This window comes from Nocardioides sp. GCM10027114, from assembly GCF_042659625.1.
Taxonomy (GTDB): Bacteria; Actinomycetota; Actinomycetes; order Propionibacteriales; family Nocardioidaceae; genus Nocardioides.
Genome location: NZ_JBHSSS010000023.1, coordinates 149,104 through 171,940, shown reverse-complemented (window position 1 = coordinate 171,940; position 22,837 = coordinate 149,104). Strand labels below are relative to the sequence as shown.

General features: G+C 73.8%; 22 protein-coding genes. 7 read left to right on the top strand and 15 right to left on the bottom strand.

Translation table 11 applies throughout. The annotated features are described in order from the left end of the window. Positions 1–34: 34 nt before the first annotated feature. The 3 genes from grpE to ACFP2E_RS12085 all read right to left on the bottom strand — a co-directional run bounded on the left by grpE (position 35) and on the right by ACFP2E_RS12085 (position 3,080). Positions 35–676 carry a nucleotide exchange factor GrpE gene (gene grpE / locus ACFP2E_RS12095; RefSeq protein WP_378522769.1) on the bottom strand — a complete coding sequence of 214 codons (642 nt, stop codon included), beginning with the start codon at positions 674–676 and terminating at the stop codon, positions 35–37. Beyond that, entirely contained in the window at positions 673–2,535 is a 1,863-nt protein-coding gene (gene dnaK, locus ACFP2E_RS12090) for a molecular chaperone DnaK (protein WP_378522770.1), read from the bottom strand. The genes grpE and dnaK overlap by 4 nt, the downstream gene beginning before the upstream one ends. Positions 2,536–2,675: 140 nt before the next feature. Next, on the bottom strand, positions 2,676–3,080 hold the full coding sequence (locus ACFP2E_RS12085; protein WP_378522771.1) for a GNAT family N-acetyltransferase: 405 nt from the start codon (positions 3,078–3,080) through the stop codon (positions 2,676–2,678). A 125-nt stretch (positions 3,081–3,205) separates the two neighbouring features. Between ACFP2E_RS12085 and ACFP2E_RS12080 the strand changes: the two genes are divergently transcribed. Further along, entirely contained in the window at positions 3,206–4,051 is an 846-nt protein-coding gene (locus ACFP2E_RS12080; protein ID WP_378522772.1) for an aldo/keto reductase, read from the top strand. Between the two features lie 39 nt (positions 4,052–4,090). On the opposite strand, the gene ACFP2E_RS12075 is transcribed toward ACFP2E_RS12080, so the two are convergent. Next, positions 4,091–4,591 (bottom strand): MarR family winged helix-turn-helix transcriptional regulator, encoded by a 501-nt coding sequence (locus ACFP2E_RS12075; protein WP_378522773.1) that lies wholly within the window; start codon positions 4,589–4,591, stop codon positions 4,091–4,093. A gap of 31 nt (positions 4,592–4,622) precedes the next feature. Between ACFP2E_RS12075 and ACFP2E_RS12070 the strand changes: the two genes are divergently transcribed. Next, entirely contained in the window at positions 4,623–5,585 is a 963-nt protein-coding gene (locus tag ACFP2E_RS12070) for an EamA family transporter (RefSeq protein WP_378522774.1), read from the top strand. 1 nt (position 5,586) lies between these two features. On the opposite strand, the gene ACFP2E_RS12065 is transcribed toward ACFP2E_RS12070, so the two are convergent. The 11 genes from ACFP2E_RS12065 to ACFP2E_RS12015 all read right to left on the bottom strand — a co-directional run bounded on the left by ACFP2E_RS12065 (position 5,587) and on the right by ACFP2E_RS12015 (position 18,833). Continuing rightward, entirely contained in the window at positions 5,587–6,162 is a 576-nt protein-coding gene (locus tag ACFP2E_RS12065) for a hypothetical protein (protein WP_378522775.1), read from the bottom strand. Between the two features lie 102 nt (positions 6,163–6,264). Next, complete coding sequence (locus ACFP2E_RS12060) at positions 6,265–7,557, bottom strand: MFS transporter (protein WP_378522776.1); 1,293 nt, start codon at positions 7,555–7,557, stop codon at positions 6,265–6,267. Between the two features lie 89 nt (positions 7,558–7,646). Then, on the bottom strand, positions 7,647–9,026 hold the full coding sequence (locus ACFP2E_RS12055; RefSeq protein ID WP_378522777.1) for a cytochrome P450: 1,380 nt from the start codon (positions 9,024–9,026) through the stop codon (positions 7,647–7,649). Between the two features lie 164 nt (positions 9,027–9,190). After that, positions 9,191–10,102, bottom strand: a complete 912-nt coding sequence (locus ACFP2E_RS12050; RefSeq protein ID WP_378522778.1) for a sucrase ferredoxin — start codon at positions 10,100–10,102, stop codon at positions 9,191–9,193. A gap of 4 nt (positions 10,103–10,106) precedes the next feature. After that, positions 10,107–11,174, bottom strand: coding sequence for a cupin domain-containing protein (locus tag ACFP2E_RS12045; RefSeq protein WP_378522779.1), 1,068 nt, complete (start codon positions 11,172–11,174; stop codon positions 10,107–10,109). Between the two features lie 71 nt (positions 11,175–11,245). Next, complete coding sequence (locus ACFP2E_RS12040) at positions 11,246–11,647, bottom strand: hypothetical protein (protein ID WP_378522780.1); 402 nt, start codon at positions 11,645–11,647, stop codon at positions 11,246–11,248. A gap of 175 nt (positions 11,648–11,822) precedes the next feature. Next, the gene (locus tag ACFP2E_RS12035; RefSeq protein ID WP_378522781.1) at positions 11,823–14,771 is read right to left on the bottom strand and encodes an AAA family ATPase; all 2,949 of its coding nucleotides are present in this window, start codon (positions 14,769–14,771) and stop codon (positions 11,823–11,825) included. Positions 14,772–14,830: 59 nt separating this feature from the next. Beyond that, positions 14,831–14,980, bottom strand: coding sequence for a hypothetical protein (locus tag ACFP2E_RS12030; protein ID WP_378522782.1), 150 nt, complete (start codon positions 14,978–14,980; stop codon positions 14,831–14,833). Positions 14,981–15,094: 114 nt separating this feature from the next. Beyond that, positions 15,095–16,264 carry an imidazolonepropionase gene (gene hutI, locus ACFP2E_RS12025; protein ID WP_378522931.1) on the bottom strand — a complete coding sequence of 390 codons (1,170 nt, stop codon included), beginning with the start codon at positions 16,262–16,264 and terminating at the stop codon, positions 15,095–15,097. 8 nt (positions 16,265–16,272) lie between these two features. Next, positions 16,273–17,637, bottom strand: coding sequence for a formimidoylglutamate deiminase (locus tag ACFP2E_RS12020; protein ID WP_378522783.1), 1,365 nt, complete (start codon positions 17,635–17,637; stop codon positions 16,273–16,275). Beyond that, complete coding sequence (locus ACFP2E_RS12015; RefSeq protein ID WP_378522784.1) at positions 17,634–18,833, bottom strand: allantoate amidohydrolase; 1,200 nt, start codon at positions 18,831–18,833, stop codon at positions 17,634–17,636. Before ACFP2E_RS12015 ends, ACFP2E_RS12020 begins: the two co-directional genes overlap by 4 nt. Positions 18,834–18,843: 10 nt before the next feature. On the opposite strand from ACFP2E_RS12015, the gene ACFP2E_RS12010 reads away from it, so the two are divergent. The 5 genes from ACFP2E_RS12010 to ACFP2E_RS11990 all read left to right on the top strand — a co-directional run bounded on the left by ACFP2E_RS12010 (position 18,844) and on the right by ACFP2E_RS11990 (position 22,662). Then, positions 18,844–19,479 (top strand): nitroreductase family protein, encoded by a 636-nt coding sequence (locus ACFP2E_RS12010; protein WP_378522785.1) that lies wholly within the window; start codon positions 18,844–18,846, stop codon positions 19,477–19,479. Between the two features lie 351 nt (positions 19,480–19,830). Then, positions 19,831–19,968: a hypothetical protein gene (locus ACFP2E_RS12005; protein ID WP_378522786.1), complete on the top strand. Its 138-nt coding sequence runs from the start codon at positions 19,831–19,833 to the stop codon at positions 19,966–19,968. 99 nt (positions 19,969–20,067) lie between these two features. Then, complete coding sequence (locus tag ACFP2E_RS12000) at positions 20,068–20,661, top strand: DUF1992 domain-containing protein (protein ID WP_378522788.1); 594 nt, start codon at positions 20,068–20,070, stop codon at positions 20,659–20,661. 23 nt (positions 20,662–20,684) lie between these two features. Then, on the top strand, positions 20,685–21,788 hold the full coding sequence (locus ACFP2E_RS11995) for an HpcH/HpaI aldolase/citrate lyase family protein (RefSeq protein WP_378522789.1): 1,104 nt from the start codon (positions 20,685–20,687) through the stop codon (positions 21,786–21,788). A gap of 1 nt (position 21,789) precedes the next feature. Further along, positions 21,790–22,662 (top strand): HpcH/HpaI aldolase/citrate lyase family protein, encoded by an 873-nt coding sequence (locus tag ACFP2E_RS11990; RefSeq protein ID WP_378522790.1) that lies wholly within the window; start codon positions 21,790–21,792, stop codon positions 22,660–22,662. Positions 22,663–22,837: the final 175 nt, after the last annotated feature.

The following is a 22,837-nucleotide window of genomic DNA, read 5'->3' as shown; positions in this document are numbered from 1 at the left end:
TCACCCGCACCTCCCTTCCACTGTCGTCAGCTCGTCAGCTCGAAGCCGGGTCGACCACGAGGACCTGCGCGGCCCGGACGACCCGGTCGCCGATGCGGTAGCCCGCCTTGGCGATCACCTTGCACGTCGTGACGCTCACGTCGGGATCCTCCCCGATGTGGGACAGCGCCTCGTGGAACGTCGGGTCGAACGGCTCCCCGACCTCGCCGAACCGGGTCAGCCCCAGCCCGGTCACGACGCGCTCGAGCTGCTCGGCGACGGTCTTGAGGCCGTCCTCGAGCGGGCCGTGCTCGCGGGCCCGGTCGATGGTGTCGAGCACCTCGATGATGGGCGTCAGCGCGGCGTAGGTGGCGTTCTCGCGGATGAGCTCGCGGTCGCGCTCGACCCGGCGCTTGTAGTTGAGGTACTCGGCCTGGAGCCGCTGCAGGTCGCCTGTCAGGTCGGCGAGGTCCTGCTTCGCCCGCGACAGGTCGTCGTCGAGCTCGGCCCCGAGCTGCTCCTCGGTCGGCCCCGCGGCCGCGTCGAGAAGGTCCTCGGGGCTCGCCTCGACCTCGGTCTCGTTGGCCATCTCGGCCGCGGCCTCCCCGAAGCCCCCGGCGGGGGCAGCCGCGTCCTGCGGCTGCCCCTCGGCGGAGGTCTGCGACGCCACGCCCGACTCCGGTCGGGACTCCGTCACTTGCTGTCACCCTCGCTGGTGTCGTCGGTCTGCTCGTCGACGATCTCGGCGTCGACGACGTCCTCGTCGGCCTCGCCCGTGGCGCCGGTGGCCCCACCCGCTGCGGCCTGGTCGGCCTCCGCGGCGGCGTACATCGCGGCACCCATCTTCTGGCTGGACTCGCCGAGCTTGCTGACGCCGGCCTTGAGCTCGTCGGCCGAGGCCTCCTCGTTCTCGAGCGTCTTCTTGAGGGCGTCGACGTCGGCGCGGACCTCGGTCTTGACGTCCTCGGGCAGCTTCTCGTCGTTCTCGTCGAGGAACTTCTCGGTGGTGTAGACGAGGGACTCGGCCTGGTTGCGGACCTCGACGGCCTCGCGACGCTTGGCGTCCTCCTCGGCGTACTGCTCGGCCTCGCGGACCATGCGGTCGATCTCGTCCTTGCCGAGCGCCGAGCCACCGGAGATGGTCATCGACTGCTCGCGACCGGAGGCCTGGTCCTTGGCGGAGACGTGCACGATGCCATTGGCGTCGATGTCGAAGGTGACCTCGATCTTCGGCACGCCGCGCGGCGCCGGCGGGAGGCCGGTCAGCTCGAAGTTGCCGAGGGGCTGGTTCTGCGCCCACATCTGGCGCTCGCCCTGGGCCACCTTGATCTCCACGGACGGCTGGTTGTCGTCGGCCGTCGTGAAGATCTCCGAGCGCTTGGTCGGGATCGTGGTGTTGCGCTCGATCAGCGTGGTCATCACGCCGCCCTTGGTCTCGATGCCGAGGCTGAGCGGGGTGACGTCGAGGAGCAGCACGTCCTTGACCTCACCCTTGAGGACGCCGGCCTGGAGGGCGGCGCCCACGGCGACGACCTCGTCCGGGTTGACGCCCTTGTTGGGCTCCTTGCCGCCGAGCAGCTCCTTGACGACCTCGGTCACGGCCGGCATGCGGGTGGAGCCGCCGACCAGCACGACGTGGTCGATGTCCTTGATGGCCACGCCGCCGTCCTTGAGGACGGACTGGAACGGCTGCTTGGTGCGCTCGAGCAGGTCGGCCGTCATCTTCTGGAACTCGCTGCGGGTGAGCTTCTCCTCGAAGTGCAGAGGGCCGGACTCGCCGTGGGTGATGTAGGGCAGGTGGATCGTGGTCTCGGAGGACGAGGACAGCTCGATCTTCGCCTTCTCAGCGGCCTCCTGGAGGCGCTGCTTGGCGATCTTGTCGGCGCCGAGGTCGACGCCGTTGTTGTCCTTGAACTTCTTGATCATCCACTCGACGACGCGGGCGTCCCAGTCGTCACCGCCGAGGTGGTTGTCGCCGGAGGTGGCCTTGACCTCGACGACGCCCTCGCCGATCTCGAGCAGGGACACGTCGAACGTGCCCCCGCCGAGGTCGAAGACGAGGATGGTCTGGTCGTCGCCCTTGTCGAGGCCGTAGGCCAGCGCGGCCGCGGTGGGCTCGTTGACGATGCGCTGGACGTTGAGGCCGGCAATCTCCCCGGCCTCCTTGGTGGCCTGGCGCTGGGCGTCGGAGAAGTACGCCGGGACGGTGATCACCGCGTCGGTGACGGGCTCGCCGAGGTAGGCCTCCGCGTCACGCTTGAGCTTCTGCAGCACGAAGGCGCTGATCTGCTGCGGCGTGAAGAACTTGTCGTCGATCGTCGTCTTCCAGTCGGTGCCCATGTGGCGCTTGACCGACCGGATGGTGCGGTCGACGTTGGTGACGGCCTGCCGCTTGGCGACCTCACCGACGAGGACCTCGCCGGACTTGGCGAACGCGACCACCGACGGGGTGGTGCGGGCGCCCTCGGCGTTGGCGATGACGGTGGGCTCGCCACCCTCCAGGACGGACACGACGCTGTTGGTCGTGCCCAGGTCGATGCCGACCGCTCGTGCCATGGTGTGTTACCTCCGGTTGAAGTGCGTGGGTGCGGCCATCCTGCGCCGCTCAGTGCGAGTGTGGCAAACAAGTTGAGCCCGTTCAACTCAACTTCGCTCATGGGGCACAACACACCGGTCCAGTCCGGGATTCCCGCCGGTCACGCCCCGGGATAGATCCGGTAGCCCGACATCCGCTTGTGCCCGAACTCCTCGTAGAACGGCTCCGCCGCCGCATCGGTGACGAGATCCATCCGCTTGGTGCGGGTGGCCTGGAAGGTCGCGACGACGAGCAGCCGGGCGATGCCGCGCCGACGGTGGTCGGGGTGGACGGCCAGGAAGCCCAGGTGGGACTGGAGCACCCCGTCCCCCATCGCCTGCGCCCAGCCGACGACCTCCTCGCGCTCACCCCGGTGCACGGCGACGTACGCCACGGCACCGGGCGCCGTGCACACCCGGCGCACGACGTCGGGGTCGGTGAGCGAGGGCCACTGGACCGTCGTCGACAGCCGGGCGACGGCCTCGGCGTCGTGGTCCTCGAAGGGGCGGAGGTCGACGGTCGCCATGCGGGGACACTACGGGCCGAGCCGGCCGGTGGGCCGTCCGGAGCCGCTCGGTGAGCATCGCCACAATGGGCTCCGAACCGGCCCGAGCCGGAATAGCGGGCGGGGTCTGCATTGTCATGCCGGGCATGACCGTTCCGACGATCACGCTCCACGACCAGACCACCATCCCCCAGCTCGGGTTCGGCACCTGGCAGGTGCCGCCGGAGGACACCGCCGACGTGGTGTCGCAGGCGCTCGAGGTGGGCTACCGCCACATCGACACGGCGCAGATGTACGGCAACGAGAAGGGCGTCGGCGCCGCCATTGCCGACTCCGGGCTCACCCGCGAGGACATCTACGTCACCAGCAAGCTGAACAACGGCTTCCACCGGCCCGACGACGCGCGCCGCGCGTTCGACGAGACGCTGGGCGCGCTCGGCCTCGACCGGATCGACCTCTTCCTCATCCACTGGCCGCTGCCGACGCTTTACGACGGCGACTACGTCTCGACGTGGCGCACGCTCGCCGAGTTCGTCGAGGACGGCCGCGCCACCTCGGTCGGCGTCTCGAACTTCCAGCCGGCCCACCTCGACCGGATCATCGAGGAGACCGGCGTGGTGCCGGCGGTGAACCAGATCGAGGTCCACCCCTACTTCACCAACGAGGCCGCCCGCGCCGCGTCGATCCGCCACGGCGTCGAGGTCGAGGCGTGGTCCCCGATCGCGCAGGGCCAGGTGCTCGACGACGCCGTCATCGGCGAGATCGCCCAGCGCCACGGCAAGACGCCCGCCCAGGTCACCCTGCGCTGGCACGTCGAGCGCGGCGACATCGTCTTCCCGAAGTCGCTGCGGCAGGAGCGGATGCGGGAGAACTTCGAGATCTTCGACTTCACCCTGTCCGCCGCCGAGGTCGACGCGATCAGCGCGCTGGACCGCGGCCCCCAGGGCCGCATCGGCCCAGACCCGGACACGTTCGACTACGTGCCCGTCTGAGTGCCCGCCTGAAAGCCCGTCGCACTCGACCGACCCCGGTCAGTCGGCACCCAGGGCCCGGCCCCAGTCCTCCAGCAGGCTGGCGAGCCGGGCCCTGTCGCGCTCGGGGAGCAGCCCGACCAGCCGGTGCTCGTTGGCCATGTGGTCGTCGAAGGCCCGGTCGATGAGCCGACGCCCCTTCGGGGTCAGCGCGACGACCCGGCCGCGGGCGTCGGTCTGGCCGATGGTGCGGGTCACCAGCCCGCGCTCCACGAGCCTGTCGACCCGCTTCGTGATCGCCCCCGAGGTGACCATCGTGCTCGCGGCCAGCGCGGTCGGCGACAGGGCGTACGGCGCCCCCGAGCGCCGCAGCGTCGCGAGCAGGTCGAACTCGCCCTCGGCGAGGCCGTGCTCCTCGAACACGTTCGTCAGCTCGGCGCTCAGCACGAGTGCCACCCGGCTGAGGCGACCGATCACGCCCTGCGGCGAGACGTCGACGTCGGGGCGCTCGCGCGCCCACTGCTCCATGATCCGGGCTACGTGATCGGGCTCATGGTCCATGCCGGGGAATATACCTTCCGAGGAAACTATTATGTCTTCCATGGAAAACAACTGGCGCGTCCCGCTGATCGCGGCCATCGCCCCCATCGCGTGGGGCTCGGGCTACTACGTCACGGCACACTTCCTGCCGCCGGACCGGCCGCTGTTCGCCGCTGCGGTCCGGGCGCTGCCGGTCGGCCTGCTGCTCCTCGCGTGGACCCGCCAGCTGCCGCGTGGCGTGTGGTGGTGGCGCGCCGGGCTGCTCGGCACGCTCAACGTCGGCCTGTTCTTCCCGCTGATCTTCCTCGCCGGCTACCGGCTGCCCGGCGGCCTCGCCGCCACGATGACGGCCACGGCGCCGATCATGGTGGCGCTCGTCGCGTGGGCGCTCATCGCCGAGCGGCCCCGGGCGGTCTCCCTCGCCGCGGCGGTCGTCGGCGCCGGCGGGGTGGCCCTTCTCGTCCTGAAGGGCGGCGTCAGCCCCGACCCGGTCGGCGTCGCGGCGGCGCTGGGCGCGGTGACGCTGTCGTCGTTCGGCTTCGTGCTGGTCAAGCGCTGGCACCCGCCCGTCGGCATGCTCACCTTCGCCGCATGGCAGCTCGTCGCCGGCGGGATCGTGCTGGTGCCGGTCGCCGTCCTGGTCGAGGGCGCCCCGCCGGCGCTCGACGCCCGCGCCGTCGGCGGCTTCCTGTACATGGGCCTGGTCGCCACCGGCCTCGCGTACGTCGCGTGGTTCACCGGCCTGCGGCGGATGCCGGCCGGCGCGGTGGCGCTGATCGGGCTGCTCAACCCCGTCGCAGGCGTGGTGATCGGTGTGCTGCTCGCCGGGGAGGTCTTCGGGCCGGTGCAGGCGCTCGGGATGCTGCTCGTGCTCGGTGGCGTCCTGGCCGGGCAGCCGGCGGTGCAGGACGGCGTGCGCGGGCTGCTGGCCGGCCGTGCCGCCGGAACGGCCGTCACCACCGGTCGCCCGGCCACCGACGCAGAGGAGGTCGACGAGCCGGTGCGAGCGGCCTGACTCAGCCGATCCGGATGCGGACCTCGTTGGACTTCCGGCCGCTGTCTGTGTCGACCACACGGAACCGGTTGACGCCTGGTTGGCTCGTCTGGACGTACGTCGAGAAGGTCGCGTCGCTGACGGAGACCGTCACCGGAAAGTCCTTCCAGGCCCCGCCGGTGTAGCGCTGCACCTGCAGCACCGCGCCCTCGCCGCCCTGGTAGACACCCGTCAGGTCGATCTGCTGCATCGGCGCCACGGCGGTCTGCCCCGCGGACAACGAGATGACGGGCGCCGGCTTCTCCGACTTCTCGGGCTTCTTGGGCTTGCCGGACTGGCTCGGCTCCTGGGTCGGCTGCGCGTTGAGGGTGATGAGCGGGTCGGTGTTGGCGCTCGTACGGACCGGCCTCGGCAGGTACAGCGAGGCACCCCCGGTGGTCTCGGCGGCGACCTCGTCGCCGCCCAGCCCCAGCATGCGGGTGCCGGCGAGGGCGGCGAGGCCGAGGACCAGACCGACCGCCAGCCCCACCCCGAGCAGCGCGACGAGGCCGGCGACGACCGGGCGCTCGGTGCGCTCGGAGACTTCGCGGTCAGGCACGGACCTACCCCCAGGTGCTGTGGACGACGCACGTCATTCTCACCGACGGGCGCAACCCGGGCCAACCGGCGCCCACGATGGGGCCGCTGAGGGAGACCCGGGTCACCCGATCGGCTCGCCCGCGGCCGCGCGGGCCTCCCGCTCGGCGACGGCGTACTCGTCGGTGCGGGCGTCGTAGCTCCAGAAGTCGCGCAGCACGGCCGCGGTGACCGCGACACCGGCGATGCAGGCGATGCCACCGCTGGTGATGGCGCCGCGGACCGACCACAGATCGGCGGTGAGGCCGGCCCGGACCTGGCCGCCGAGGGGACCGATCGAGTAGGACAGCATCTCGATGCCGGCCAGCCGACCCCGCATCTGCTCCGGGATGGTCTGGCTCCACACGGTGCCTCGGAAGACTCCGGAGATCATGTCCGCACCGCCCGAGAGCATCAGGAACAGCAGCACCAGCCAGATGCTCGGCATCAGGCCCGCGAGCGCGAGGCACGCGCCGTACGCCGCCGCGGCGATCACGATCGCGCGCCCGTGGTGGTGGATCCGTGCGGTCCAGCCGCTGAGCGCCGTCGCGACCAGTGCGCCGACGGTCTCGGCCGAGTAGAGCAGGCCCAGCAGCTGCGGCTGGCTGAAGACCTCCTCGGCCAACGCCGGGAACAGCACCACCGGCATCGCGAGCAGCATGGCGGCGATGTCGACGAAGTAGGTGCCGAGCAGGTCCTTGCGGGAGAACGCATAGCGGACGCCCTGCACGATGCCGGCCAGGCTGGGTGGCGTGGTCTCGGCGCGGTGCGGGTAGGGCCGCATCAGGAAGTAGAGGACCGTGGCGACGGCCAGCGCGACGATGTCGATGACGAAGCACCAGCCGATGCCGACGTAGGCCACGAGCAGACCGCCGACCAGCGGACCCACGAGGACGCCGATCTCCATGCCGAGGCTGGTCAGCGCGTTGGCGGCCATGATCTTGTCGTGCGGCACCGTGCGCGGCATGAGCGCCTCGCGGGAGGGGCGCTGCATCGACGAGGTGGCCGCGTGGAGGCCGGCCATGAGGAAGATCAGCGGGATGCTCGGCTCGTCACGGAACGCGTTGACCGCCAGGACGCCGATGATCACCGCCTGCGCGGCGCCGGTCCACACGAGCAGCTTGCGGCGGTCGACGTGGTCCGCGAGCGCGCCGCCGTACAGGCCGAACACGACGAGCGGGACCAGCTCGACCAGGCCGATGGCGCCGACCGCGAAGTTCGACCCGGTCAGCTGGTAGATCTGGAACGGGATGGCGACGTAGCTGACCATGCCGCCGAGGTAGAACACCGTGCCCGCGACGAACAGCAATCGGAAGTCGCGGTACTGCAGCGGGGTGGTGTCGACGCGCATCGCGCGCAGTCGCTCTCGGATGGTCACGAGCAGAAATCGTGACACCGCGCCCCGTGGCCGCGCACCCCTTTTTCGTGGGGGTCCAATCAGGTTTGACGTGTGCCGTCCCGTCGGGGTCAGGCGGGGGCGTGGAGCCGGATCCGCGCCCGGTGGCTCGGCACGCTGGTGATGTTGCGGACCTTCGGCTTCTCCTCGCCCACCGCGGTGACGTCGTACCGCGAGAAGACCTCGCGCAGCACGGCGACCCCCTCCATGAGCGAGAAGCCGGCGCCGATGCAGCGGCGTACGCCGCCTCCGAACGGGATCCAGGTGTTGGCCGGCGGGTTCTGGCCCACGAACCGCTCGGGCCGGAAGGTCTCTGGGTCCTCGAAGTTGTCGGCGCGGCCATGGGCGATGAGGATCATCGGCCCGACCGTCGCGCCCGCCGGCAGGTCGATGCCGCCGACGGTGGCCGGCCGCTGGAGCGTACGGACGACCTCCGGGATGACCGGGTGCAGCCGCAGGGACTCCTTGAGCACCGCCTCGAGCCATGCGTCGTCGCCGGTGGCGGCGGCCTCGCGGGCGCGGCGGCGCTGCTCGGGGTCACGGCCGATCTCGTGGAGAGCCCACGCCAGTGCGGTCGCCGTGGTCTCGTGGCCGGCGAGGAGCAGGGTCACCAGCTGGTCGCGCAGCTCGACGTCCGACAGCCCGTCGCCCTCGTCGTCCACCTGGATCAGCCGGGAGAGCACGTCGGTTCGCTCGGCGAGGTCGGGGGCCAGCCGGCGCTCGCGGATCTCGGCGTAGATCAGCCGGTCGAGCTCGCACTGGTTCTGCACGGCGCGGCGCCACGGCCCGAAGTGCTGGAGCCAGGGCCAGCCCCAGCCCAGCAGGATCGCGGGGCTGACGTCGACCGTCTTGTTGACGCGGGGCCGCAGCTCGGCGAGCCGGCGGTCGTCGGTCATGCCGAAGACGACGCGCAGGATGACCTCGAGGGTCAGCGCGTTCATCCGGTCGAGGGCTGCCAGCTCGTCGCCGGGCTGCCACCGCGAGACCTCCTCGCGGGCGAGCCTGGTGACGAGGCCTTCGTACCCGCGCAGCGCCTGCCCGTTGAACGCGGGCATCAGCAGCTTGCGGGCGCGCTTGTGCTGGGAGGAGTCCACCAGCAGCAGCGAGTGCTCCCCCATCACCGGACCGAGGATCGCGTTGCCCTTGCCCGCATGGAAGACCTCCGGGTCCCCGGCGAAGATCTCGCGGGCGTGCTCGGGCCGGGTGAAGAACACCAGCGGCCTGCGCCGTGGCGCGATCCGCACCGTGAAGACGTCGCCGTAGCGGCGGTGCGCCCACGGCACGAACTGGTGGCGGAACCGCAGCAGCGCCACGGTCTGCACGGGGGCCGGCCATCGCGGCCCGGGCGGCAGCTCGCGGGAGTCGATCCGCGGCGGCGCCTTGTCGCCGTAGGGGCGCATGCGATCCAGCCGCTGCTGCGTCAGCTCGTCGGTCTGCTGGTCGAGCGCCATGTCGGCTCGCCTCCCCTGTTCCGGTCCGCGGGCCGTCCCATACTACGAGTACGTCAACCCCTCCCGTTGAGTCCGCACTTCCCACGGTCGAGTCGGGAGTTCCGCACGTCGAGTCCCGACAAATGTCAGGAATCGACGGTCAGAAGTGCGGACTCAACGGTGGATCAGGCGCGGCGGATGCCGAGCAGCTCGTGGCAGGGCAACGGGTTCTCGCGCTCGGCGCGGCAGGTGAGCTGGGCGGTGTCGGGGCCGCGGGTGGTGCGGACGCGGACGGCGTACTGCTGGGCGCCGACGGCGAAGACGGCGTCGGTGACGCCGTCTTCGGCCTTCCGCGCCACGAGCCGGAGCGCGTCGGCCCGGGTCTCCCCGAGCTCGCGGCGCAGCGCGATCTCGGCGTACTGGACGGGCATCGCCCAGCCGGAGCGGCCGCGCAGGTGGTCGAGCTCGAGCTGCCCCGACGAGAGGGCACCCGCGGCGGCGAGGGCGGCCGGCTTCTCGAGCCGCCCGTAGTAGAGGCCGTGCGGCAGCACGAGCATGTTGCCGGCGAAGCGGTCCCCGCCGATGTGCGAGACCTCCCAGGTCTCCTCGGGGTGCGCGGCCGCGAGCGCGGCGGCGACCGGCCGGCCGCGCTCGGCGCAGCAGGCGTCGTGCCGGCCGTGGGTGCACACGCACAGCACCGTGCCGTCGTGGCGGGTGATTCCCGCTGAATCACCTGCCCGCAGCGCCGCGAGGTCGAGGTCGAGCACCTCCCGCAGGTCGGCGACCTCGCCCCGCTCCAGCCAGGGCCGGTGCGGGTGGGCGTACGCCGCGAGGACGGTCGCCGGCCCGGCCTGGCCGGCGCCGCCGGCCCGGCGGCCGGGACGGCGGACGAGCAGCACCCGGACCCCGGCCTCGCGGGCGCGCGCGCCGAGCTCGGCGCCGAGCCCGTCGGGCAGCCGGGCGTCGCGCAGCGCGTCGACGCCCCACGGCCCGGCGTGCTCGACGAGCAGGAACGCCCGCACCGTCGAGGCGGTGCCGGCCACCGGCTCGTCGCGCAGCAGGCTGGCGGCGGAGCAGCGGTACGACGGGTCGGTCACGTGATCAGCCCACGACCTCGAGCAGCCCCTCGCGGACCAGCCGGCGGCACAGCACCAGCCGGCTCTGCGGGTCGAGGTGCTCGGCCAGGTCGGCCGGCCGCAGCCGGGTCCGCACCCGGACCTCCTCCAGCGCGGGCCGCACCCACGCCGGCACGTGCAGCGAGCGGTCGCCGAGCAGCACCTCGACCCGGTCGCCGGTCTCCCCAGAGTCCAGCAGCACGCACGGGTGGCCGGCCCGCCGCTGAAGCAGGGTGTCGTCGGCGAGGTCCCGGACTGCCAGCACGTCGCGGAGCCCGCCCGGCACCCGGGGGCTGCGGCCGGTCAGGAAGCGGCGTACCTCCGCGTCGACGGCGGCCGGGGCGTCGAGCCCGCGCACCGCCTCGGCCAGCCGCTCCAGCCGGTCGGCGAGGCCGTCGGCCAGCGCGCCCGGCTCGTCGAGGTACCCGGCGGGCAGGTGCCCGTCGTCCACCCCGGCCAGGGCCTGCTCGACGGTGCGGCGCACGAGGCCGCGCCAGGTCAGCTGGTTGATGCCGAGCGTGACGTGCAGCGACACGGTGTCCTGGGCGCGGGCGGCGTGCGGGGTCCCGGTCGGCAGGTACATCGAGAGCCCGGGCTCGAGCACGACGTCCTCGACAGCATCGGGCGTGTGCACCTCCCACCGCTTGGACCCCGCGGTCTGGAACACGAACACGTCGTGCCGGTCGGAGTGGACCGCGAAGCCCTGCGAGCCGGGCGGGGTGAGGTAGGCGTTGGCCTGGCACGGGTGGCCGAGCTCGAGCTCGAGCTGAGCCACCAGCCGGGTCAGCGGCGGCCAGTAGCGGTGCAACCCCTGGAAGACCACGGTCGCGCCCTCGTCGAAGGCGGCCAGCGCCTTGCGGGTGTCGACGAGCCCCGACAGCGGCCTGCCGGCCAGCGTCGCCCGGCGGGTGTACGCCGACTCCGGCAGCACCGACCCGTCGCGCGCCAGCCGGATGGACGGCGTGCGGATCGCCGTCTCGGTCAGCAGGTGGTCGGCGTCGTCGAGCGACAGCAGCCCCACCAGCTGCTCGGGGTCGGCGCGGTGGAGGTGCACGCGGGACGCCCAGACCTTCGTGAGGAAGGTCTGGGCGTCACCGCTGAGCAGGTCGAGCGCGGGGTGCGGGCTCAGGACGCGTCCCCGTCGGTCGAGTCGGACGCGTCGCCGTCGGTGGCGTCGGCGTCCGCGTCCGAGGCATCGGCGTCGGCGTCCGAGGCATCGGCGTCCGCGTCGGAGGCGTCGGCGTCCGAGGCATCGGCGTCCGCGTCGGAGGCGTCGGCGTCCGCGTCGGAGGCGCCCGCATCCGCGTCGCTGGCGTCGGCGTCGGCGTCCGAGGCGTCCGCATCCGCGTCGCCGGCGTCCCCGTCGGAGGCGTCGGTGGAGTCGCCGTCCGAGGCGTCCGAGTCGGTGCCGTCGGCGTCCCCGCCGCCACCGTCCGCCGCGTCGGCGTCACCAGTCACGCCCGGACCGGAGCTCGCCTGCGGCGTGGTCGTCATGTCGTCGTCGTTCAGCGGCTCGTCGGGGGTCATGCGATCCTCCTGGGTTCGGGCTGGTGCGGACGTTGCGCCCCAGTCTTGCCAGCCGAGCGGGGGCGGACAAGGGCGGCGCCGGGACCGTGCCCCGTGAGCCCTCCCGGCATGCCTGCCCCGACGTGCCTGCCCGACTGCCCCGACTGCGAGGGGGCGGGCGGCGCGGCGGACCGGTTCAGGCCAGCAGCCCCCGGCGCCTCGCCTCGGCGACGGCCTCGGTGCGGCCGGCCGCAGCGAGCTTGCCGAGGATGTTGGAGACGTGGACGCTCACGGTCTTGGTGCTGATGAACAGCTGCTTCCCGATCTCACCGTTGGTCCGGCCCAGCGCGACCAGCTCGAGGATCTCCCGCTCCCGCGGGGTCAGCGCGTCGGACCCGGCCCCGGTGGCCCGGGCGGGAGTGGTGCCGAGTGTGCGCAGCTCGTCGAGGAGCGGCCTCGCCCCCAGCCGCTGGGCCGCCTCCCGGGCCTGGTCGGCCACGACCCGTGAGCCCGCGGCGTCACCGGTCGCCCGGAGCACGCCGGCCAGGGCGGTGCGCACCTGCGCGAGCTCGTGGACGTCGCCGAACGCCTCGAACGCCTCCTCGGCGCTCCGCCACGCGGCCACGAGCCGGTCCTGGTCCGTGCCGTCGGGACCGTCCAGGCCGCTCAGCCAGCGGACCCTCGCCCACTCGGCCTCGACCCGCGCGCTCCACGCCCGGCCCTCGGCGCCCCAGCTGCCGGGCTCGGCGAAGCGCTGCAGCACGGTGCGGGCGTCCTGCCGGAGCCGGTCGGCCACCTCGACGTACGCCGGTCGCCGGGCCGCAGTCAGCGACGGCACCAGCCGGGCCAGCCCGCCCAGCGCGGTCGCGGCCAGCCGGACCCGGGCGCTGAACCACTCGTGCCAGATCTCGGTCATGGTCGCCACCACGTCGTCGTACGCCGCGACGACCGCGTCGGCGTCGCCGTCCCGCGCGGCCAGCTCCATCTCGAGCGCGGCGCCGCTGATGGCAACCATGCCCTCCGAGCGCCACATGGCCCGCAGCGCGCGCGGGTGCTCGGCCGGGGTCTCGCCCCGGGCGAGCGCGACCTGGAGCTGCAGACAGCGCAGCTGCGCCGCCGGCACGGGTGGTGCCGCCTGGCCCGGCACGTCGGCGAGCGCCAGCGCGGCGTCCCAGTCACCGCGGACGCGGTGGATCCAGGCGAGCTGGATCCGGCTCTCGAACCCCCACGGCTCGAAGGGGATGCCGGCGGCCAGCGACCGCTCGACGCCGATGCGGTACCACTCCGCGGCCCGGTCGAGCTCGGCCCAGTCCTGGTGGTTGTGGCCGAGCAGGACGATCCCGCGCAGCTCGGCGTGGAGGGCACCCGAGGCCGCGGCCCGCTCGACCGCCTGCCCGAGGGACGCCTGCAGGGCCTCCTTGGGCCCGGAGTTCTTGAGCGCCGACAGCGTGGTGAGGACGTCGGAGGCCAGCACCTGAAGGTCGTGCTGCTCGGCGAGCGCCAGCGCGTCGAGGCCGACCTCCTCAGCCCGCTCGTAGTGGCCGGCCCGGGCCAGCATCCGGGCGTGGACGGTGAGCACCTTGGCCCGCAGCCTCGGCATGTCGTGGGGCGCCAGCGCGACCGCCGCGGCCGACACCTCGCACGGGTCCTCGTCGGGCTCGGTCACGGCGAGCGCCGTCGCCCGGAACGCCAGCATCCGGGCCCGCGCCTCCGCCGGCGCGTCGTCCGGCAGCGCCGCGAGCTGCTCCGCCAGCAGCGCCGCCGCCCGGATCGGCTGGCCGCCGGCCGTGAGCGCCTCGGCCGCCGAGACCGCCAGCTTGGAGACGTCGACCCCGCTCGCCGGTCCCCGCGCCGGGTCGGCCACCAGCTCCAGCGCCTGCTGGTAGTGCCGCGCCGCCTCGACCGGTCCGCCGACGGCCAGGGCGTCGTCGCCGGCCTCGATGCTCGCGTGGAGCGCGGTGTCGAGGTCGAGCGCGAGCCGAGCGTGCCGCGCCAGCTCGGCCGCGACGCCCGCGGCCCGGCGCTCGCGCAGCGCCGCCGCGAAGGTGGCGTGCAGCCTCACCCGCTCGCCGGGGAGCAGGTCGTCGTACACCGCCTCCCCGAGGAGCGCGTGGCGGAAGACGTAGTGGCCGTCGAGCGGCACCAGCACGTTCATCTCCACCGCGGCGCGCAGGCCGTCGTCGAGCGCCGACTCCGGCAGCCCGGAGACCGCGCTGAGCATCTCGTGGGACACCCGGCGTCCCGCGACGCTGGCGGCCCGCACCACCTGGCGGGCGGTGTCGTCGAGCCGGTCCAGCCGGACCAGCAGCACGTCGGCCAGCTCGGCGGGGACGAACCGGCCAGGTCCGCTGGCCGCGCCGACGAGCTCCTCGACGAAGAAGGCGTTGCCCTCGGCGCGGTCGACGATGTCGGCGACCTCCGCGTCCGCCAGCGGCGCGGGGTGGAGCTCGTGGATCAGGCTGCGAACGTCGGGCGGCGACAGCGGCTCGAGCGCCAGCCGCTCGACGCCCCGCAGCCGCGACCACTCCGCGACCTGGCGGCGCAGCGGGTGTCGCCGGTGGAGGTCGTCGGATCGGTAGGAGACGACGAGGCCGACCGGACCGGCGAAGGCGCGGGTGAAGAGGAAGGTGAGCAGGTCCCGCGTGGACTGGTCGGCCCAGTGGGCGTCCTCGACCACCAGCAGCGTCGGCGCCTGCGCGGCCGCGGCCTCCACGACGTCGTGGACCGCGGAGAAGAGGTCGGACCGGTCGAGGGCGAGCGCCTCGGAGTCGCCGGCCGAGCTGAGGACGCGACGGCCGGGCTGCAGCCGCGCCAGGGCGGGGTGGGAGCCGCCGACCGCCTCGACGACGTCGGGCAGCCGGGAGACGAGGCTGCCGAGCACCTCGGAGAAGGGGAGGTAGGGAAGCGCGCTGTCGGCGAAGTCGAGGCAGTGGCCGACGAAGACCTGCCAGCCCGCGGTCTCGGCCCGGGTCGTGAGCTCGGTGAGGAGCCGGGTCTTGCCCACGCCGGCGTCGCCCGACAGCAGCACCGCGCCGCCGGACGGGGGCGCCGCGCCGGCTCCGTCCGGGTGTACGCCGAGGAGCGACGCAAGCTCGGTCAGCTCTGCGTCGCGTCCGACCAGCACGTCGCTGGTGTGCACCGCCACGGGGCCCATCATGGCGCGCCCCGCCGGTGAGCGCCCCGCCAACGGGACCCCACCTGCCGTCAGCGTCCGGCGTCGGGGCGGTTCTGGCGGCTCTGTCGGGGGTGCTGACGGCGGCCTTCCCGACGGCGGGGGCGGGCGGCCGCCCGGAGGCGGGCGGCGCGGTACTCCAGCTCGGACTGGAGGAAGGGGCTGCTGCTGGCGTCGAACACGGCGTGCTCCTCGAACGGGTGGCGGGTCTCGGTGTCACCGAGACTCGCCGCCTGAGGTAGCCCCGCACATCGGGCGCGTGCCCTATTCCGCCGCCTCACGCCCCGTCCGCTACCTCAGACGGGACGGCCACCCCGCCACACGGCGCTCACCAGCGGCACGCCCGGCCGGTAGGCGAGGTGCACGTGGCTGGGCGCGTCGAGCACGACCAGGTCCGAGCGCCGGCCCGGCACCAGCGCGCCGACGTCGTCGCGGTCGAGCGCCTCGGCGCCCCGGAAGGTGGCGGCGTGCACCGCCTCAGCGGGGGTCAGCCCCATCTCGCGGACCGCCAGTGCGATGCACAGCGGCAGCGAGCTGGTGAAGCAGCTGCCCGGGTTGCAGTCGCTGGCGAGCGCGACCCGGACGCCGGCGTCGACGAGCGCCCGCGCGTCGGGGTAGGGCTGGCGGGTCGAGAACTCCACGCCCGGCAGCAGCGTGGCGATGGTGCCGCTGTCGCGCAGGGCCGCGACGTCGGCCGGGTCGAGGTAGGTGCAGTGGTCCACCGCGACGAGGCCGAGCTCGCAGGCCAGCTGAACGCCGGGGCCGGGTCCGAGCTGGTTGGCGTGGAGCCGGCCGCGCAGCCCGGCCGCCGCGCCCGCCTCGAGCACGGTGCGGGCCTGGTCGGCGTCGAAGGCTCCCCGCTCGCAGAAGGCGTCCACCCAGCGGGCGTGCGGCGCCGCCGCGGCCAGCATGGGCCCGGTCACCAGCTCGACGTACGCCGCGGGGTCGCCGGGGCTGCCGTCCTCGACGGCGGGGACGACGTGGGCGCCGAGGAACGTCGTCTCCTCGGTGAACTGCCGGGCGACAGCGAGGCTGCGCGCCTCGTCGTGGACGGTGAGCCCGTAGCCGCTCTTGATCTCGACGGTGGTGGTGCCCTGCCGCCGCATCTCGTCGACCAGCCGGGCGACGTGACTGGTGAGCTGCTCGTCGCTGGCGGCGCGGGTGGCGGCGACGGTGGTGCGGATGCCGCCGGCCTCGTAGCGGCGGCCGGCCATCCGGGCGGCGAACTCCGCCGACCGGTCGCCGGCGAAGACGAGGTGGCTGTGGCTGTCGACGAAGCCGGGCAGCACCGTCCGTCCGGCCAGGTCGACCTGCGCGTCCGCCGCCGGCGCCGCGGAGGTGGGCCCGGTCCAGGCGACCCGGTCGCCCTCGAGCACGACCGCCGCGTCGGGCACGACCCCGAGCAGGTCGTCGGCCTCCGGGTCGTTGGTGACGAGCTCGCCGATGTTCGTGATGACCGTGCTCATGTGGCTGGTCATGCCTGTCCCTCCCAGCTCCTGCTGATGGCCGCGTCGAGCTCGCGGCCGATCTCCTCGCGGTCACCCTGCCGGACCACCCAGCGACCGTCGGCCATCACCGCGACGACGTCCTCGGCGACCGCGGCGAAGACCGCGGTGTGCTCGTCGGCGCCGGTGCCGGCGGTGCGGGGGCTGCGGGTGTCGACCACGACGAGGTCGGCGCGGTCCCCCACCGCGATCCGGCCCGCGTCGGCGAAGCCGAGGCTGGCGTGCCCGTCGCGGGTTGCCGCCGCCAGCAGCTCGGCGGCCGTCCAGTGGCCGCGCTGCTGGGTGGCGAGCCGCTCGTCGAGCTCGACGGCCCGCATCTCCTCGAAGAGGTCGACCACGGCGTGGCTGTCGCTGCCCAGCGTGAGCCGGCTGCCGGCGTCGTGCAGCCTGCGGCTGGGACCGATGCCGTCCCCGAGGTCGCGCTCGGTGGTGGGGCACAGGTCGGCGTACGTCCGGGACCGGCCGAGCAGGGCGACGTCGTCGTCGGTCAGGTGGGTCGCGTGGACCGCGCTGGTCAGCGGACCGAGGACGCCATGGTCGGCGAGCACCTCGGTGGGGGTGCGGGCGTACTCCGCGACGCACGCCTCGTTCTCGGCGACCTGCTCGGACAGGTGGACGTGCAGCGGCCGGCGGCCGGCCTCGGCGCCGGCCCACTCGGCCACCACCGGCATCTGCTCGGCGGGCACCGCCCGGACCGAGTGCAGCGCCGCGCCCACGACGACGCCCGGGTCGTCGACGCCGGCGGCGAGGGCGGCGGCGCGCCCGGCCCACGCGTGCGCGTCGCCGTCGTCGTAGCGGCGCTGCACCCCCTCGGTGGGCTCGCCGAACCCGCTCGAGAGGTAGCAGGTGTCCAGCAGCGCCACCCGGATCCCCGCCTCCCGCGCCGCCGCGACGAGGGCGTGGCCCATCGCGTTGGCGTCGGCGTACGGCGTGCCGCCGGGGCCGTGGTGGAGGTAGTGGAACTCGCCGACGGCGGTGACGCCGGCGGCCGCCATCTCCCGGTAGGTGGCCCGGGCGAGCGCGAAGTAGGTGTCCGGGTCGAGCCCGGCGGCCAGGCCGTACATCTGGTCGCGCCAGGTCCAGAAGGTGCCGCGCTCGCGCTGCGTCCGGCCGCGTAGCGCCCGGTGGAAGGCGTGGCTGTGGCAGTTGGCCAGGCCTGGCAGCACCAGCCCGGCGAGCCGGGTGGCCCGATCCCGCTCGGGCGACGCCGGCGCGCCGGGCACGACCGCGACGAACCGGCCGTCGGCCACCTCGACGAGGACGTCGTCGCGCACGGCGCCGTCGACCCAGGCGCGCTCCAGCAGGTACGCCGCCCGGTCCTCCACCGGGCTCACCCGGCCAGCCTCTCGAGGGTGTCGGCCAGCGCGGAGACCCCGACCAGGCAGTCGGCGGTGTCGGCGTGCTCGGTGGGCGAGTGGGAGATTCCGGTCGGGTTGCGGACGAAGAGCATCGCGGTCGGGATGCCGGCCGCGGAGAGGATGCCGGCGTCGTGGCCGGCCATGGTCGGGATCACCGGCCAGTCGCCGCCCTCGTGGTCGACCGCGATCCGCCGGGCGAGGTCGTCGTCGAAGCGCACCGCGCCGGAGACGGACTCGGCGGTCACCGCCAGCGACGTGCCGTCGCGACCGGCCCGCTCGGCCGCCTGCTTCTCCACCGCGGCGACGAGCGAGGCGAGCGCCTCGTCGGTCTCGCAGCGGGCGTCGAGCCACGCAGTCACCCGGGACGGGACGGCGTTGGTGCCGTTCGGGGCGACCTCGACGCGGCCGAACGTCGCCCGTTGCCCGGCCAGCCGCGCCTGCTTGTTGGCGGCCAGCGCGGTCATCGCGTAGGTCAGCATCGGGTCGTGCCGGTCCTCCATGCGGGTGGTGCCGGCGTGGTTGGCCTCGCCGCCGAACTCGAACCGGTAGCGGCCGTGCGGCCAGATCTCGCTGGCGACGCCGACCGCCGTGCCCCGGTCGACGAGGTCGCGGCCCTGCTCGACGTGGAGCTCGACGAAGGCGCCGACACCGTCCAGCAGCGGGCGGAGCGTGCCGTCGAGGCCGGCCGCCTCCAGCGCGTCCGGCAGCGCGACGCCGTCGCGGTCGCGCAGCTCCCGGGCGCGCTCCCACGAGGTCGCGCCCACGGCGAGCCGGGAGCCGAGGCAGGCCAGCCCGAACCGCGACCCCTCCTCCTCGGCGAACACCGAGACCCCGAGCGGCCGGGCCGGCGTGAAGCCGCGGTCGCGCAGCAGGTCCACCGCCGCCAGCGCCGAGACCACGCCGAGCGGGCCGTCGTACGCGCCGCCGTCGAGGACGGAGTCGAGGTGCGACCCGGTCAGCACCCCCTGGCCGGTCGCCCGGTCGGGCCGCCACCAGGCGACCACGTTGCCGAGGCCGTCGGCCTCGACCTCCAGCCCGCGGTTGCGGCACTCCTCGACGAACCAGGCGCGCAGCTCGTTGTCGGCGCTCAGCCAGGGCTGACGGAAGTAGCCGCCGGACTCCGCCGACCGGCCGACCGGCTCGAGGTCGCGCCACATCTGCTCAAACGACAAGATCTGCTCCGTGGAGTTCAGGGACGTCGTGCGCCGCCGCCGGATGGTTCGCAGGTACGCCGACCGGCCGGTCGACCCGGCCGTCGTGGACCGGATGCTCGAGCACGCGATCCGCGCCCCGAGCGCGGGCTTCAGCCAGGGCTGGGCGTTCCTGCGGCTGGACACCCCCGACGACGTCGCGCGCTTCTGGCGTGCCACCAGCCCGGACCCGGAGGCCCGCAACCGCTGGCTCGACGGGATGCGCGCCGCGCCGGTGGTGATCGTGCCGCTGTCGCACCGCGACGCCTACCTGGACCGGTACGCCGAGCCCGACAAGGGCTGGACCGACCGTGACGAGAGCCGGTGGCCCGTCCCCTACTGGCACGTCGACACCGGCATGGCGTCGCTGCTGGTGCTGCTGACCGCCGTCGACGAGGGCCTCGGCGCCTGCTTCTTCGGGATCCCGCCCGAGCGGACCGACGCCTTCCGCGAGGAGTTCGGCGTCCCGCCGGCCTACACCCCGGTGGGCGCGATCACCGTCGGCCACCGGGCCGACGACACCGGGGACACCGGGGACACCGGGGACACCGGCGTCGCGGGGTCCGCGGCGCGCCGCGCACGGCGTACGACCGGCGAGGTCGTGCACCGGGGCGGCTGGCAGGGCTGACACGGGTCCAGTCCACCGACGTCCGCGCCGGGGGTCAACGACGCCGCGCGGGCAGCGCTCTCGGATCCGAGACAGCCGGGGCCGGATGCTGCAGGATGCGCGCGTGAGCCAGCACCCTGCCGACCCTGCCGACCCTGCCGACGCTGCCCCACCGGGCGTCCCGGACCGGGCCGCCGCCGAGCCCACCTCGCTGAAGATCGTCAGCCGGACCGGCCTCGTGCTGTGCGGGCTGGGTGTCGCACTCGTGGTCGCCACCGTGGCCCTGACGCAGCGGGAGGTGCTTTCGGAGGCCCCTCGTCGACCGCAGCACTCGGGTACCTGGCCGCGGCGCTCTACGCGCTGCCCACGCTCGTGTGCGGGACGATCATCCTCGGCGGCCTGCGGGTCCGGCGCACCAACCCGGGCGCGGCCCTGTCCCTGGCCTGGGTGGGGACCCTCGGGATGGCGGCGGCACTGCTGATCTTGTTGCAGGCCTCGCTCGGTCGCTGACCGTGGGCCGGGTAGTTCGTGACGAACGGGTCGCCCGGACGGCCGGAAAGCGACCCGAACGTCACGAACTATCGTGAACGACGAGGAGGTGGCGCGCCGATGGTCGACGAGCCCGGGCACGAGCCCCAGCCGGACGCGCCCGACCGGTCGCCCCTCGAGGACCGGCTGACGGGGAGGTCCGCGGCCGCCAACCGGATCGAGCAGCAGCTCTCCTGGGTCGACCAGCAGGTGCGGGTGGCGATGGCGCGCGGCGACTTCGACGACCTGCCGGGTACGGGCAAGCCGATCGAGGACCTCGGGGCGCGTCACGACCCCGACTGGTGGCTGAAGCAGCTGGTCGAGCGTGAGCAGGTCACCGGGGTGCTGCCGCCGGCGCTGCAGCTGCGCAAGGACGACGCCGAGCTCGACGGCCGGCTCGACGCGCTCGCCTCCGAGCGCGAGGTCCGCGAGGCGCTCGAGGACTTCAACGGCCGCGTGCTCCGCGCCCGCTACACGCCGGTCGACGGCCCGCCGCTCGTCACCATGCCCCGCGACGTCGACGCGACGGTGACGGCCTGGCGGGAGCGGCGCGACGCCCGCAGGGCCGCCGCGGCCGCGGCCGCGGCCACCCGGGCGGGCACCACGGACGGCGCCGGTACGGCGGCTTCGCCACGCCGCCGGTGGTGGAGACCTTCGTCATATCGGCGGTCCTGAGCGCGCTGCTAGGTTCCCGCCTCATGACCGGCTCCGTGCGCAGTCCCAAGGACTTCTTCCGCCCCCTCGCCGTGGGCGCCCCCGAGCCGCTCCGGGAGATCCCGGCGCGGCCGAGCCGGGCGATCCACTTCTTCGACCCGAGCAACGAGAAGATGGCGGCCAAGGTGCCGCAGATGGTCGGCACCGTCGACGTCCTCCTCGGCAACCTCGAGGACGCGGTGAAGGCCGACAACAAGGAGGCCGCCCGCGCCGGCCTCGTGAAGATCGCCCGCCAGACCGAGGGCCTCGGCGGCCCCGGTAGCCCCTCCCAGCTCTGGACCCGCGTCAACGCCCTCGACAGCCCCTGGGTGCTCGACGACCTCACCACGCTGGTCACCGAGATCGGTGACCGGCTCGACGTGATCATGGTGCCGAAGGTGCAGGGCGCCGAGGACATCCACTACGTCGACCGGCTGCTCGCCCAGCTCGAGGCCAAGGCGGGCCTGGACCGGCCGATCCTGGTCCACGCGATCCTCGAGACCGCGCGGGGCGTCGCGAACGTCGAGGAGATCTGCGGCGCCTCCCCGCGCATGCAGGGCCTCTCGCTCGGTCCGGCCGACCTGGCGGCCGACCGCCGCATGAAGACCACCCGCGTCGGCGGCGGCCACCCCGGCTACCTCGTGCGCGAGGACCCGGCAAGGACCTCCGACGGCATCGAGTCGCCCACCCGGCGCACCTACCAGCAGGACCTGTGGCACTACACGATCGCGCGGATGGTGGACGCCTGCGCGACCCACGGGATCTACCCCTACTACGGACCGTTCGGCGACATCGCGGACGTGGTGGCCTGCGAGGACCAGTTCCGCAACGCCTTCCTGCTGGGCTGCGTCGGCACCTGGACGCTGCACCCCAAGCAGGTCGACATCGCGCGTCGCGTCTTCAGCCCCAGCGTCGAGGACGTCGCCCACGCCCGCCGCGTCGTCGCCGCGATGGGCGACGGCACCGGCGCGGTCATGCTCGACGGCAAGATGGAGGACGACGCCTCCCTCAAGCAGTGCCTGGTCATGGTCGAGCTCGCGGAGCAGCTCGCCGCGATCGACCCGGAGCTCAAGGCGCAGTACGACGCCATCGCGACCGAGGAGGCCTGACATGGGCGAGAACTTCCGGCCCCGCCGCTCGGTGCTCTACATGCCGAGCTCCAACGAGCGCGCCCTCGAGAAGGCCAAGACGCTCCCCTGCGACGGCCTGATCCTCGACCTCGAGGACGCCGTGGCCCCGGACGCCAAGCCGGCAGCCCGCGAGGCGGCCTGCGCGGCAGCGAAGTCCGGCGAGTACGGCCGCCGCGAGGTCACGATCCGGGTCAACGGCGCGGGGACCGAGTGGCACGACGCCGACATGGCCGCCGCCTGCGCGGCCGGGCCCGACGCCATCGTCGTGCCCAAGGTGGACAGCGCCGACGCGGTCCACGCGCTCGTCGACGCCATGGCCCGCCACGGCGCCCCCGACCACACCGCGCTGTGGGCGATGGTGGAGACACCCGTGGCGATGCTGCGGGCCCACGAGATCGCAGCCGCGTCGGACCGGCTCGCCGTGCTCGTCATGGGCACCAACGACCTCGTCAAGGAGCTGTACGCCGAGCACGTCCCCGGCCGCCAGCCGCTGCTCGCCGGACTGGGCCTCGCGCTGCTGGCCGCGCGGGCCACGGGCAAGGTGATCCTCGACGGCGTCTACAACGACGTGAAGGACGCCGACGGGTTCCTCGCCGAGTGCCGGCAGGGGCGCGAGATGGGCTTCGACGGCAAGACCCTGATCCACCCCGGCCAGGTCGAGGGGGCCAACGAGGCGTTCGCCCCGTCCGCGAAGGCCGTGGAGGACGCGCGCGGCATCCTGCAGGCGTGGGAGGACGGCCGGGGCTCCGGCGTCGTCACCTACAACGGCCGGATGATCGAGAACCTCCACGTCGAGTCCGCCCGCCGGACCCTCGAGATCCACGAGGCCATCGAGGCCCGGGGCGACGACTGAGACGAGCACCTCGACGTCGAGAGGTTTGAGACCCGCGCGTCCGGGGGTACAGGTTCAGCAACACACCCCCGGAGGGAGAGGGAAACACATGGTTGTCCTTGGCCTGATTCTGCTCATCATCGGTCTGCTCGGGGGTCCGTCGATCCTCACGACGATCGGGCTCATCCTGCTCGTC